Genomic DNA, 13300 nt, shown 5'->3' with positions numbered 1-13300 from the left:
GACGGCTGCCCTACTGTTCAACCTTGAATGTAAGAGGTAAAGCTCATGTCACATAAAATAAAATTTTCTATTAAAGGGATGACCTGCCAGGACTGTGCAAATAAGATAGAGAAGGAACTTGCAAGCCTAAATGGCATTGAAGAGGCATCCGTCAGCTTTGTGACTGCTCAGGCAATTGTAAAATATAATCCTGAAGCCATTGAAGTAACAGCAATAAAAAAGGTCTTTACCTCGCTGGGCTATGCTGTTACAGAGACAAGGGGAAGTGTAACTGATGCCTTTGAATATAAGTATAAAGAGACAGCGCGTGTTTTTAGTGTTGGTATCTTGCTCCTGTCTTCGTGGCTTATCCATCTACTAACAGGGATTCCGCCTGTCATAACCGACTCCATGGCGCTTGCGGCTATAATGATTGGGGGCTACCCTATAGCTTCAAAGGCCATCAAGGCATTGATTAAAAGGGAACTCAATGTTGATGCCCTGGTTGCCATTGCAGCCTCTGCTGCTATTGCTATAGGGGATTATACAGAGGCAGGGCTTGTGATATTTATTCTGCTGCTGGGAGAGTTTTTAGAATCTGTAACCCTTGCAAGAACAACCAGGGCAATTAAAGGATTAGCATCTTTAATACCTGATACAGTAAAACTAAAAAGAGGTGACCTTGAGGTGGATGTCCCCTCCTCAGAGATAAAAGTAGGTGATGTCGTGGTTGTGCGCTCAGGGGAGCATATTGCCATAGACGGGGTTATTGTTAAGGGGGATGCAACCATTGATCAGTCTCTCATTACAGGGGAGTCAATACCTGTAGAAAGGTCTTCAGGTGATGATGTTTACTCAGGCACTATAAATAAAGTCGGAGCGGTTGAGATAAAGGCGACAAAGGTCGGCAGGGATACAACTGTTGCCAGGATAGAGAGGATGATTACAGAGGCTCAGGGAAGGAAAGCCCCTGTAGAGAGGACTGTTGACAGATTTGCGAAATACTTTGTTCCTGCAATACTCATCCTGTCTGCAATCGTTTTTTTAGCCACAGGGGATGTCCGGAGGGCAATAACTGTGCTGATCGTCGCATGTCCCTGCGCCCTTGTTCTCGGCACACCAACAGCAGTTGTTGCAGCAATAGGCGCTGCTGCCCGTAGAGGGATCCTGATCAAGGGTGGGGGGGCTTTAGAGGCAGTTGGCAGGGTCAACGGTGTTATCTTTGATAAGACAGGCACGCTCACTTACGGCGCTCCAAAAGTCGTTGCGATAAAGGAGGTCTGCGGCCATAAGGAAGAGGATATAGTCCAGCTTGCTGCAGTGGCTGAGAAGTTTTCAGAACATCCCCTCGCAGGGGCGATACTGGATAAGGCAGGTGAGTGGGAGCTTATAATTGCAGCGCCTGATGACTTCAAGGTAAAGAAGGGGCAGGGAATTGAGGTTAAACATAATGGTATGCATATTGTCGTTGGCAATAGAAGTCTTTTAAGAGACAACAATATTGCACTTTCTGCTGCGGCTGATGAATACATGAAGGACAGGGAAAGGCTGGGGGAGACAGCCCTGATAGTTGCACACGGCACAGATAAATGCAATGATATTTGCGCATCAGATACTCATATGCCAGATGCTCATATAAAGGATAACTTTTGCTGTAGTAAAGAAGTATGCGGAGTTATAAGCCTATCTGACACGCTAAGGGAAAGCTCTGCAGAAGCCATACAGTCATTGAGGTCAGGCAGGATAGCGATTATCGCTTTATATACAGGAGATAACCTCCGCACCGCCTCAGCCATTGCCCGGAGACTCGGTATTGAAGAGGTGGCCGCAGGGCTTCTCCCAGAAGACAAGGTCAATAAAATCAAGGCATTGATGGAGCAAGGCAACACTATTGCTATGGTTGGAGACGGCATTAATGATGCCCCTGCATTAGCCACTGCAGACATTGGTATAGCCATGGGCGTTGTTGGGAGTGATATAGCGGTTCAGGCTGCTAATATTGCTATCTTAAATGACGATATCCTGAGTGTGCCGAAGGTGATCAATCTTGGCAGAAAGGCGCTGTCTGTAATCAGGCAAAACCTCTTTTTTGCTCTGGTATTCAATACAGTTATGATCGCCCTGGCATCACAGGGTTTTATCAGTATGATTGCAGCAGCAGTCTTTCATCAAACAAGCTCGCTGATGGTGATACTTAACTCCATGAGGTTGTTGAGATGGAAGAGGCGATTTTGATTTTTAAGGGAGGGCTAAGATGGGACTTGTGGATATTTTATGGATGGTTTTAATCATAGGAGGAGTGGTATATCTTTTATACCGTTCCCTGTGGGAAAAAAGGGGATATTGTCAGGGTTGTAGTTCAGGCACCTGTGAAGTGAAAAAGAAATGGAATTCAAAAAAACCAGGTAATGACCCCTGAAATTTCATCTATGAAAAAGCTGTGCAAGCATTTTATGAGTAGCCCTCCAAAATTATATGACCATTCATCTATCCGTGCCTTTGTAGCACACCTTAACTGTTCGGTAGCGGTCCCCTAATCAACTAAAGAGCCCCTCTGAAAAGAGATCAATGAGATCAGAGAAGTCCTGGCCGCCCATCCCGAAAAAAGCCGCCGCTTCCTATCCCAAGAGATCTGCCGGAGGTGGGGTTGGACTCAACCGAACGGTATCCTCAAGGATATGGTCTGCCGGGGGTTGTTGTTGCAACTGGAGGCTCTAGGGCTAACTTCAGCTTCCCCCTCCTCGAAACAAGCCCTCTTATCTTTGGTCTGAGCCAAGAAAGCCGGCCCTGGTCCGGGTGGATCAGACTCCGATCATAGCTAAGTTATCCGATTTAAAGTCCATCCAACTCATTCAGGTCCGGCGCACTGCCTCAAAAGAAGCTCTATAAGGGGCTGATCGAGCAATACCACTATTTGGGCTATAGCCGGCCAGTGGGAGAGCATCTGGAGTATCTGGCCCTGTCCCAGGGTCGGCCGGTGGCCTGTTTGGGATGGTGTTCTGCGCCCCGTCACCTGGGGTGTCGAGACCGCTATTTGGGGTGGACGAAGGAGCAACGGCTAAAGAATCTTTGCCGGGTGGTGACCAATACCCTTTTCTCATTTTACCCTGGGTGCGCGTTCCCTATCTGGCCTCTCATCTGTTGGGGTTGATGGCGAGAAGGATTTCTTAAGGACTTAATGACAAGGTTCAGCCAGCGTTGACACTTTAGGCTCACCAAACGTTGACACTTTTTTAATCTCGGCACAGTCCAGCCAGCGTTGACACTTTTACAACGCTGGCTGAGCCAAATTAGGATTAAGCGTCCTCATGGGGGCGAGACCTCAAGTGTCAACGTTTGGTGGTCCTTCTTAATGTCACCAAGAGGTGTCAACGTTTGGTGGACCTTATGAACTTAAGAGAAGGTTTACCATCATGAGCTGGTGTGGTTGGAGACCTTTGTGGACCCGGCGCGGGGGTTTCAAGGGACCTGTTACAAAGCGGCCAATTGGATCTTATGTGGGGAAGGCCACCGGGTAGTCATGCCCCTTAAATTAAGAAATTTTGTACTTGCATTTCATTTTCATTTAGTTTATAATGCTAACTGCCGATAGGTAGCCAGCCCTCTGCCTGGGCTAACTTAAAACACTACTCATATCAGAGTCAATGATCATAAAAAGGAGGACCAGGTGTCAGTATAAGAAATCCCCGTTTTAAACCTGCCTATTTTTGAAAAAAGTGAAGTGGATAGAAAGGAGATTAGAAAATGGCTAAGAAAGGCGTACTGATTGGGTCCATTGTGGTCTTAGTAAGCTTAGTCCTGTTATTGGGGGTGGCTATAGGTCGCATAACAGTGCCAGGAGAGGAGATAGTAAAAGAGGAGATAGTAAAAGAGGAGGTACCGAAAGAAGAGATAGTAAGAGAGGAGCCAGGACAAACAAGGCAGGTAGTTAATCTCTACTCAGCCCGTCACTACGGAGTGGAACCAGTATTTACTGAGTTTACTAAAGAGACGGGGATCGAGGTGCGGTTTACCACCGGCAGTGACGCTGCTCTACGTGAGCGCCTTAAAGCCGAGGGTCGCTTTACACCTGCTGATATTTATATCGCGGTAGACGCTGGCAATCTCTGGCTTGCTGCTCAGGATGGTCTCCTTCAGCCTGTGGAGAGTGAAATATTAGAACAGAATATCCCGGCTAATCTGAGAGACCCGCAAAACCGCTGGTTTGGCCTTACCCAGCGCGTACGCACCATCATGTATCATCCGGAGCGGGTCAGTCCGGAGGAGCTTTCTACTTATGAGGCGTTGGCCGATCCCCAATGGCGCGGCCGTTTAATCCTGAGACCGGCTACTCACTCTTATACTCAATCTCTAGTTGCTAGCCTTATTGCAGCTCACGATGAAGCTGGCGCTGAGGAGATTATCCGAGGATGGTTGGCTAATGAGCCTACCTTAATTGACAGTGATACTCGGATCCTGGAGACACTTGCTGCAGGCGGAGGCGACGTAGCGATCGCCAATCACTATTATCTGGCTCGCCTTTCAGAGGCCGATCCAGCCTTCCCGGTGCGTATATTTTGGGCCAACCAGGGAGAGGATGAGCGGGGGGTACACGTTAACATTAACGGTGCTGGAGTCACCGCCCATGCCCCAAACCGGGAAAACGCCATCAAGCTGCTAGAATGGTTAAGTAGTCCTGGGGGACAGAAGCTGTTTGCAGATACAAATCATGAATTTCCAGCAAACCCTGAGGTCACCCCGCATCCCCTTATTGTTGGTTTTGGCCCTTTCACCAGGGATCCCATTAGCATAGCAGAATATGGTCTCCTGCAAGCTACTGCTATCAAACTATTAGACCGAGTTGGCTATAAATAAGTAACCCTTCTGTACTCTCAGCCTATCCCTTCCTCGTCCAAGGGGAAGGGATAGGCTTGGATGGATCCCTCACCGAGGAGAAGTAAATCTAAGGAGAGTCTTCCTTCCCTTGGGGAAGGAGGTGAGAGAGTGGACTCTACAGCCAGAATAATGCGAGCAGTTGCTAATCTTACCCGCTCATGGTATTTGAGATGCGGGCATTGGCTGCAAGGCCTGCCCGTCTCACCTCTGTTAATTGCGGCAGTGGTAATGTTACCAGTGGGTGTAGTTAGCTCTGCCCTTTTAACACCTACCCGGCAGATTTGGATCCATCTCTGGGATACCCTTTTGCCCGAAATGCTGAGCAATACTTTTGTTTTGCTACCTGGAGTGGGAGTGGGCACCTTCCTTCTGGGCACCGGATTAGCCTGGCTGATGGTGGCTTATCGGTTTCCGGGTCAAACTGTTTTAAACTGGCTCCTTGTCCTGCCCATGGCCGTGCCCACTTACGTGCTGGGCTTTGTATATATGGCTACCTTTGATTTTGCTGGACCAGTTCAGTCTATCTTGCGTCAGTGGTTTGGCCAGAACATCTGGTTTCCCGAAATTCGCTCCGGTGGTGGAGCGATCCTGGTCATGGTTCTGGTACTCTATCCCTATGTTTATCTCTTGGCCAAGGCGGGCTTTTATGAGCAGTCAGGTGCCACCTTTGAGGAGGTCCGGGTTCTGGGTTATAGCAGAGCTGAATCCTTTTTCCGCATTGCTCTCCCTCTGGCCAGACCCTCTATTGTTGCTGGCCTGACTCTGGCTATGATGGAAGCTTTAACCGATTTCGCTACCGTGCGATTTTTTAATTTTCCCACCCTGTCTGATGGTGTTATTCGTATCTGGCACGGTATGATGGATTTGCGCGCTGCTTCTGAGCTGTCTGGATTATTAGTTATCTTTGTTTTGCTAATTATCTTGTTCGGGCGCAGTTTGCGGGGACGCTCCCGCTATTACCAGCTAGGGGGAAAGGTTCTGGGCATCCCACCTGTTAATCTTAGAGGCTGGAAAAGATGGTTTGCCACGAGCACTTGTAGCCTGGTGGTGGCAGTTGCCTTTGCTCTACCCGTAATGCAATTGTTCCACTGGGCACTTATCGAAATAACCAGGACGCCCGCAGAGGCTATTTCGGTGTACCTGGGGTTAACTTTTAACAGTCTACTTCTATCCGTACTGGCAGCCGGATTTGCGACAGCAATAGCAATGATATTGGCTAATGGCGTTCGCCTTAGCGAGGGTAGAGTAGCTCGGACTGCTGCTCACCTGGCAACGATGGGCTATGCTATTCCGGGAGCAGTTATTGCGGTAGGCATACTGGTGCCTTTATCCACTCTAGATCATACCATAAACGACCTCCTCCAAAGCTGGTGGGGTATAACCATCGGACTTATATTTACTGGCTCGGTGGTAGGGCTAACCTATGCTTATGTGGTTCGTTTTATGGCTGTGGCTTATAACAGTGTGGAATCCAGTCTCGAGAAGATCACTCCCAATATTACTATGGCTGCCAGAACCCTGGGAGCTTCTCCCTGGAAGCTTTTGTGGCGGATACATCTACCGTTGGTCGGTCCCGGTATGTTTGTCGGTGCAAGCTTAGTATTTGTGGATGTCATGAAAGAACTCCCTATTACCGTTATGCTTCGACCGTTTGGGTATGATACCCTTGCGGTATGGGTTTGGCAAATGGCGGCTGAGTCCATCTGGGCCGGGGCCTCCTTGCCCGCTCTCATTATTGTAATAGCAGGCCTGCTGCCGGTAATATTACTAATAGGTGCGGCTACACCGAAAAGGTCGAAATAACCAGGAAGCTAACAATGGCATTTAAACTAAATAGAGACAATGTGTGCGCCAGAAAAGCATGGTCATCCCATGTTTTATTGGATAATGTTTCTAAGTCTTTCGATAAGGTAAAGGCTGTCTCGGGCTTGACCCTGGTTGTGGAAAAAGGAGAGTTTTTCTCTTTACTGGGACCTTCAGGATGTGGCAAAACTACAACACTAAGACTTATTGGGGGACTCGATAGACCTGATGAAGGTGCTATTACTATTGGTAATGAGGTTGTGGTCGGAGAGGGTGTGTGGGTTCCTCCGGAAAAGAGAGGCGTTGGCATTGTCTTTCAGGACTACGCTTTATTTCCTCACCTGACCGTCTTTAAGAACATCGCCTTTGGATTAAAAGGATGTAGTCCGAAGGAGCTTAAACAAAAGGTAATGGAGTTACTGGAAATGGTAGGGCTTCCCCATATGGCACACAAATATCCTCATGAATTATCCGGAGGAGAACGGCAGAGAATTACCCTGGCCAGATCCCTTGCTCCCTCACCAAAGGTGATGCTTTTAGATGAACCATTTTCTAGCCTGGATGCAGATCTGAGAGATGAGTTACGCCATGAAACAAAGTGGATACTTAAAGAGAAAGGTACAACAACCATACTTGTAACTCACGAGCAGGAGGAAGCCCTTTCGCTTTCTGATAGGGTTGGTGTGTTAAATAATGGAAAACTTGAGCAGGTGGGGACCCCTGATGAGATATACCACAAACCACGCAGCCGATTTGTGGCTGATTTTGTGGGTAAGGCTGACTTCGTTCATGGATGGATTGAAGGGTCCCTGGTTATCTGTGATTTGGGGATGTTTCCGCTTAATGGTGATATACCCGATGAAGTCAGAGATGTGGAATTAATGATCAGGACTGATGACGTAGATTTTACCGTAGAGCCAGGCGGAAACACCGTCGTAATAGAGGCGCAGTTTTTGGGGGCTCAGATTCTGTATAAATTGCTGCTTCCTGATGGAAAGGCTATCCATTCCATAAAACCATCCACAAAAATCATTCCTGTAGGCAGCAGGGTAAAGATTAAAGTAGACACTAAGCATATTGTAGTTTTTCGAAAGTAATTGCCCAGGCGGAGCGGCACCCACGAAAGATGAAACCTATTTAGGAATCGACGACGCCATTGCCAAAGCTATTTATGTGAGGAGGTTGTACAGAAACAGGTCTGGTCTCCGTGGAGCACCCCAGGGAGAATCCTACCCATAGTGCCCAAATAGCTTGCTGAGAGAAAAGATAGAAAAGCAATTCCGATATCTCCCTGCTGTTTCTAAAGAACAGGTTCACCAGATATTGCATCAAGGTTCCGTGGGAAAAAATCAGAAGTATCAGCGGAATCAAGCCCATAATCAGGAAAGTTCTGGCATTGAAGCTGGTTCTCATTCCTTCCCATCTGAACATAAGCTTGCCCAGAGTGCCGATGCAGAACCCTGCTGCTACCAGAAAGGATGCTCTGAGCACAAAGAAGGAAAAATCAGAAAGCTGAACGTTCTCCAGAAGCCTTAACATAGGCTCAAAGAAGGAGTAGATAGCGATATAGACAAGGGCAGTGATGATACACAAAATGGAAAGTAAGATTCTCATGTGGATCTGCCTTTCTGTATTAGAATCTTAATGCTGCTTTTCCGATAAGCCAATTCTAACAGAAGGCGGTGGTTATCGTAAACGTAGACCGGCCCTCTTTCCCCCCTGCGCAGTATGGCCAGAAGATCTTTCTTGCAGGGTATTGTAGTTCTTCTACAATACATTTTCCTGAGCAAAGCTGAAAAATCTTTTGTCTCCAATGATTATGTGATCCAGCACTTTGATGCCGATAATATCTCCGGCTCTCGCCAGTCTTTCAGTTATCTTCAAGTCTTCCTGGCTGGGAGAGGGGTCCCCGCTGGGGTGATTGTGAACCAAAATAACCGATACTGCTGACTCTCGGATGGCCTGGATAAAAACCTCACGGGGATGAACGACCGACGTAGTGAGGCTTCCTTCCGAAACCTTGGTCTCTTTTATGACCCTGTTTTTGCCGTCCAAGAGCACACACCTGAATTGCTCTCTTTTCAGGTTGTGCATGACCGGCAGATAGTAGCTGGCCACATCATCACAGCATTTGAACCTGGGCAGTCCCCCATTGTGCACAGAAACCACTCGTTTACCCAGCTCAATGGATGCTTTTATCTGGGCGGCCTTGGCCAGACCCACACCACTGATCTGGCAAATCTCTGTTACGGCAGCAGCATCAAGGGAGGAAAGGTTTCCGAAACGGCTGAGAATTTCTCTCCCCAGATCTACAGCATTCTTTCCATCCTTACCGTGTCCCGTCCGTAGAAGGATACCTAATAAGTGAGCGTCGGAGAGGCTCTCGGGACCATACTTAATCAGTCTCTCCCGGGGACGCTCATCCTCCGGCCAGTTTTTTATGGAGAATGTGAGTGATTTCTTCGCCTTTTTATCGTCTTTATCTCTTAGGCCTATACTCATATGTGTAATTATATCTTTAAATATCTATGATGTAAAGGGCTTGCTGAGATATCGGCATTGACTAATGGGGATATTTTCTTTATCATTTTGATATTAGAAGTGGGCCCATAGCTCAGTTGGCAGAGCAGCGCACTCATAATGCGCGGGTCCCAGGTTCGAGTCCTGGTGGGCCCACCATTTATAGTCAAGCCCTTTCTTGCCCCTTCTTTATCCAATTAATCTTAACCCTACAGCGTCATTTACCTGAATACATACAATATGTTGTGGTTCAATTAAAGAAATTGCCCTACATATTGAACCAAGATTCTTAAGTATCGCTGTAGGGTTAAAACAAAATCAGCTCCAAGATACGAGATCGACACTAAGGTTCGCTCTTTTCTTCATTCCGTTGCGAAAAGGGGATTCTGTGATGATAGTTGAGCCGGCCACTCTAGACGGCCTCCTTCTCAACCTGACGGACGATCCAGATGAACGCCGAAAACTTGCTTTTGGGTAAATAGGCCGCCATGCATTTAACAAGAGGTGAGCATGAGTACAGCGAAAGAAGAAGTTCGGAAGATACTTGACCAGATTCCAGATGACTCGTCATTCGAGGACATCCAGTACCATATCTACGTGCAAGAGAAGATCGAACGCGGACTGAAAGATATCAAGGAAGGCCGCCTGCTCAGTCAGGAAGAGGTAGAGCGAAGAATGTCCAAATGGCTCGGCAGGTAACGTGGACTGAGGTGGCTTGGAACGATCTCGAGGAAGCTGCGGACTACATGGCCAAGGATTCTTCTCACTATGCCGCGGCAGGTGTTCGTAAGTCACAAGATTATAATGTCTGTGATAAAATAGGTTCGAGTAAAATTGTGAAGCTACACCAGATTGTAGAAACCTTGCGATTCTGCAAGAAGGCGAAAATTATGCTGAAAAAACTTTTGATTGTTTCTGTCTTCAGTTTGTTGCTTTTTGCAGGAGGGGCCTATGCCCAAACCGACACATTACCCGATCCGGGAATGCTGCCAGACAGTCCATTTTATTTCCTGAAAAGCTGGGCTGAGGATGTAGGCACTCTCTTTACCTTTGGCGATGTTGCGAAATGTGAGCGGTTGGTAAACCTTGCTGAAAAGCGGCTGGGCGAAGCAAAGGCCTTGCTGGAAAAGGGCAAGCCAGAGGTTGCCGAAAAAGCCTTGGCAAGGTATCAAGAGCAATTGAACAGTGCTTTAAGCAAGGCCCAGGAAGCCAAGGGCAAGGGCCTTGATACTGATGAGGTGTTAACCAAGGTTTCCGAGGCTACTCTTAAACATCAGGCAGTATTAGCTGATGTATACGAGCGTGTGCCTGAACAGGCAAAGCCAGCAATTCAACGAGCAATAGAAGCAGGAATGCGGGGGTACGAGGAGGCGCTGAAAGCTATCTCTGGTCAAAAACGAGAAGAAATATTGAAAAAAACAGAGGACAAACGGCGAGATGTAGAAAAACGGTTGGAAGATTTGAGGAAAAAAGGAGTGCCGATTCCTACCATCCCGGTTCCTGAGAAAATCGAACAGCCCATTCCAACTCCACCGGGAACGCAAAAACTGACTACACCAGGAAGACCACAAACGCAAGAGCAAGAACGAGAAGTAGAAGAATCAGAACCGGAAACTGAGCGATTACAAAGTCAGCCTGGAAGAGGTGGAGCAGAAACGCCTCAAATGCCTCGTAGTAGGAGACCTGGTCGTTAATCAGAAAGATCTCCCTTCTTGAGCTCTCCCATCTGGATTGTTGAAGATAAGTGTTACCTCTTCTTTGGTCTTTTCTTGAACCCTTTTTGTGAGCTTCTTCTACTTCCTTTCGAATTTGGATAAGGCAACAGGTTTCATCAATCTAGATCAAAAGGCCTTCCTAATTCAGCCTTTTTCTCAGCTTTGGCCTCTTTCCAGTCAACCTGCACAAGTCTGGGGTTTAAATTTTTCATTTTACTATACAGGCTTTTAAACCTAGTTCTTGTGGCTTTTTTCAATCCTGCGTTAGCGATCCCTTTGTAGGACTCAAATAAAGATTTCGGATTGCCTATATACGATCCCTCAATCCATAAATCAACAAGTTGCTCGATCAAGGTCTCAAGTTTTTCTGGATGATGGTAAGCTATATAATTAGCCTGTAGAGCTCTACCTGTACCAAGTCTCCAAGTGGAAATGTGGCGTTTGCTGTGTATGCTGCTTTGGCTTTCAATTCGTTAGATTTCTTGTACCACATTTTCATAACATGTGAGTAGCGCCTGGTAAACTATTTCAGCAATGCCGTACTCCCTCAGAGACAGTTGTTTAAGTATCTCGTCACACATAGCTATCGATCGTAGATCAAGATCGCCCCTTTTTAAATTCATGTCAACGGCGTTGAGAATCTGCTTTGGTGTAAAAACATCACAAAAAATTTCTAAGTTACTAACATTTCCGAGTATGCTTTCTACCGCTTTTTTCTTATCAGTATAAATTTTTTCTAAAAAACCTTTTATTTGGCAAGAATGCACTAAGGTAAACTCACAATTTTTGAAGTTTTGACCTCGATACGTGTTGTAAAAGTTAGCAAGTATTGGCCGAATTTCACTTTTTCTGCAAAAACGTGTTCGGTCCTTTACTTCAAAAAACCTCTGAGTCTGCTTATTCGAGACTATTAGAAAATCAAGACTGTATGTTTCGTCTGAATCCGGCCGAATCGCTAAAGTAACTTCAATTTTAGAGTCAGATAAGTCGCGATTCAAAATTGCTTCGAGAATGTGATATAAGGTAACCTTCCTTTGGTAAATGAATCCAGCATCAGAAAATAATCCATTCATGGCGAAACTAATGTGTCCCTGATAAACTCAAAGGGAACATCAGGGTTATCCTCTGCAATTAAGGCAATTTGCAGGTAGTCTTCTACCTGATTGGTAAAGTTTCTATGAGACCTCTTGGCCTTAATCTCAATTCTCTTCTTGAGCTCTTCTGATAACCCTATGCATACCTGTCTCTTCACGACCATCACCTCCAAGAAGGAATGGAAGACAGTAGTGTTTGCTCCTTTAATTTGCCATTAGCCCCACTATCTGGCTATTTACGGAAAGAACTCTATCAAACTTGGCTCTCAGTCGAGCCTCCTCGTCTGTGATAATCGAAGAGATCCTATTCTTCAGAGCTTGCGGGAAAGCTAGTGTTTTATCATGCTCTATTTGCGCGGTTCTATTCCTCAGTGATAGTAGCGCTTCAACATCAGTTCTTGGTCGAAATTCCTCCAGTTGGCCATTATCTGCCAGAGAGAATGTCTTATAGAAAACTTTCCTTACTCCTTCTTCAAGATTCACCACGAACATGCACCTGACTGAAATTGTATGAGCTTCAGACGTTCCTTTATGAATACTCACCTCACCGGAGAAGAGTGGACTTCTGAGATGTTCTATAAGAGCATCTACCAATGGATGACCAAGGCCAAACAAGTCGGCCCTTCGTTTTCTCATGGCGAGTTTGCGGTCAAATACCACATTTTCATACCGGGGCGAAACATTCGGATACTGATGTAAGACCTTCGGAGTCTCAATATAGATGACATCTCCTTGAGGTATGAATGCCCCTCCCAATCTGAGAACTCCTCTTTTCACGAAGAGCTTGAGATCATCAAGCGCAAACGGCCCTTTCATGTTTCGGTATCGCCCGAAATTAAACGACTCAAGGTCCTGCGCAAGCTGGCGAAGAGCTTCACTGGCTTGGTGAGCTTTCTCGATTGCCTCGATTATCTCTCGCTCGGTTCTTTGATAATCTTTGTCTACAAGAGCTTTCTTGTAAAGATCCTGATAATTGGGCGAGCTTCCCAAGAACCCCAGAATCTCTGACCTAACATCTTCTACAACCTGTCCTGTCACAGGATCGACTTTGCCAATGGTCTGAGCGATTTCCAGTAGCTTTTCTTCAAGCAAGCCGTAGATACGTTCTTCAACGGTATCTTCAGCGACAAGGTTATAAACTTGCGCGGTGTCGGTCTGCCCGTACCTGTGAATTCGACCAATCCGCTGTTCAACAGCCATCGGATTCCAGGGGAGGTCATAGTTGAAAAGAATGTGGCAAACCTGAAGATCGATGCCCTCGCCCCCGGCTGAAGTACTTACCAAGAACTGTGAGCCAGTAGGTTCCCAGATGGC

The 13300-nt window shown here is 46.7% G+C and carries 14 protein-coding genes and 1 tRNA gene; 9 read left to right on the top strand and 6 right to left on the bottom strand.

The window, feature by feature from the left end:
- The first annotated feature begins 45 nt into the window (after positions 1–45).
- The 6 genes from HW443_RS00635 to HW443_RS00610 all read left to right on the top strand — a co-directional run bounded on the left by HW443_RS00635 (position 46) and on the right by HW443_RS00610 (position 7754).
- A complete protein-coding gene (locus HW443_RS00635) occupies positions 46–2214 on the top strand; it encodes a heavy metal translocating P-type ATPase (RefSeq protein WP_176230985.1) in 2169 nt (722 codons plus the stop codon).
- Positions 2215–2233: 19 nt separating this feature from the next.
- Entirely contained in the window at positions 2234–2398 is a 165-nt protein-coding gene (locus HW443_RS00630; protein ID WP_176230986.1) for a FeoB-associated Cys-rich membrane protein, read from the top strand.
- A gap of 447 nt (positions 2399–2845) precedes the next feature.
- Positions 2846–3130: a Druantia anti-phage system protein DruA gene (locus HW443_RS13735; RefSeq protein WP_407079587.1), complete on the top strand. Its 285-nt coding sequence runs from the start codon at positions 2846–2848 to the stop codon at positions 3128–3130.
- Between the two features lie 593 nt (positions 3131–3723).
- Complete coding sequence (locus HW443_RS00620; protein WP_176235270.1) at positions 3724–4833, top strand: Fe(3+) ABC transporter substrate-binding protein; 1110 nt, start codon at positions 3724–3726, stop codon at positions 4831–4833.
- Positions 4834–4962: 129 nt separating this feature from the next.
- Complete coding sequence (locus HW443_RS00615) at positions 4963–6657, top strand: ABC transporter permease (RefSeq protein WP_246273224.1); 1695 nt, start codon at positions 4963–4965, stop codon at positions 6655–6657.
- A 14-nt stretch (positions 6658–6671) separates the two neighbouring features.
- Entirely contained in the window at positions 6672–7754 is a 1083-nt protein-coding gene (locus tag HW443_RS00610) for an ABC transporter ATP-binding protein (RefSeq protein WP_176231190.1), read from the top strand.
- 40 nt (positions 7755–7794) lie between these two features.
- Here HW443_RS00610 and HW443_RS00605 read toward each other — a convergent pair whose 3' ends face one another.
- A complete protein-coding gene (locus HW443_RS00605) occupies positions 7795–8271 on the bottom strand; it encodes a hypothetical protein (protein WP_176225926.1) in 477 nt (158 codons plus the stop codon).
- A 153-nt stretch (positions 8272–8424) separates the two neighbouring features.
- Positions 8425–9159, bottom strand: coding sequence for a RadC family protein (gene radC, locus HW443_RS00600; RefSeq protein ID WP_176231189.1), 735 nt, complete (start codon positions 9157–9159; stop codon positions 8425–8427).
- 101 nt (positions 9160–9260) lie between these two features.
- Between radC and HW443_RS00595 the strand changes: the two genes are divergently transcribed.
- The 3 genes from HW443_RS00595 to HW443_RS00585 all read left to right on the top strand — a co-directional run bounded on the left by HW443_RS00595 (position 9261) and on the right by HW443_RS00585 (position 10871).
- A tRNA-Ile gene (locus HW443_RS00595) sits at positions 9261–9336 on the top strand.
- A 351-nt stretch (positions 9337–9687) separates the two neighbouring features.
- On the top strand, positions 9688–9876 hold the full coding sequence (locus HW443_RS00590; RefSeq protein WP_176231188.1) for a hypothetical protein: 189 nt from the start codon (positions 9688–9690) through the stop codon (positions 9874–9876).
- A 47-nt stretch (positions 9877–9923) separates the two neighbouring features.
- Positions 9924–10871 carry a DUF5667 domain-containing protein gene (locus tag HW443_RS00585; RefSeq protein ID WP_176237820.1) on the top strand — a complete coding sequence of 316 codons (948 nt, stop codon included), beginning with the start codon at positions 9924–9926 and terminating at the stop codon, positions 10869–10871.
- A 137-nt stretch (positions 10872–11008) separates the two neighbouring features.
- On the opposite strand, the gene HW443_RS00580 is transcribed toward HW443_RS00585, so the two are convergent.
- The 4 genes from HW443_RS00580 to HW443_RS00565 form a co-directional block, all read right to left on the bottom strand.
- Positions 11009–11245 carry a hypothetical protein gene (locus HW443_RS00580; protein ID WP_176231186.1) on the bottom strand — a complete coding sequence of 79 codons (237 nt, stop codon included), beginning with the start codon at positions 11243–11245 and terminating at the stop codon, positions 11009–11011.
- A gap of 120 nt (positions 11246–11365) precedes the next feature.
- The gene (locus tag HW443_RS00575; RefSeq protein WP_176231185.1) at positions 11366–11965 is read right to left on the bottom strand and encodes a hypothetical protein; all 600 of its coding nucleotides are present in this window, start codon (positions 11963–11965) and stop codon (positions 11366–11368) included.
- The gene (locus HW443_RS00570) at positions 11962–12144 is read right to left on the bottom strand and encodes a TA system antitoxin ParD family protein (protein WP_176225934.1); all 183 of its coding nucleotides are present in this window, start codon (positions 12142–12144) and stop codon (positions 11962–11964) included. The genes HW443_RS00575 and HW443_RS00570 overlap by 4 nt, the downstream gene beginning before the upstream one ends.
- A 46-nt stretch (positions 12145–12190) precedes the next feature.
- The gene (locus tag HW443_RS00565) at positions 12191–13270 is read right to left on the bottom strand and encodes a helicase-related protein (protein WP_258190435.1); all 1080 of its coding nucleotides are present in this window, start codon (positions 13268–13270) and stop codon (positions 12191–12193) included.
- Positions 13271–13300 lie beyond the last annotated feature (30 nt).

The sequence above is a fragment of the Candidatus Hakubella thermalkaliphila genome (assembly GCF_013281975.1).
GTDB lineage: Bacteria > Actinomycetota > Humimicrobiia > Hakubellales > Hakubellaceae > Hakubella > Hakubella thermalkaliphila.
The sequence above is the reverse complement of the archived record's forward strand: the minus strand, read 5'-3'. Positions and strand labels throughout refer to the sequence as shown.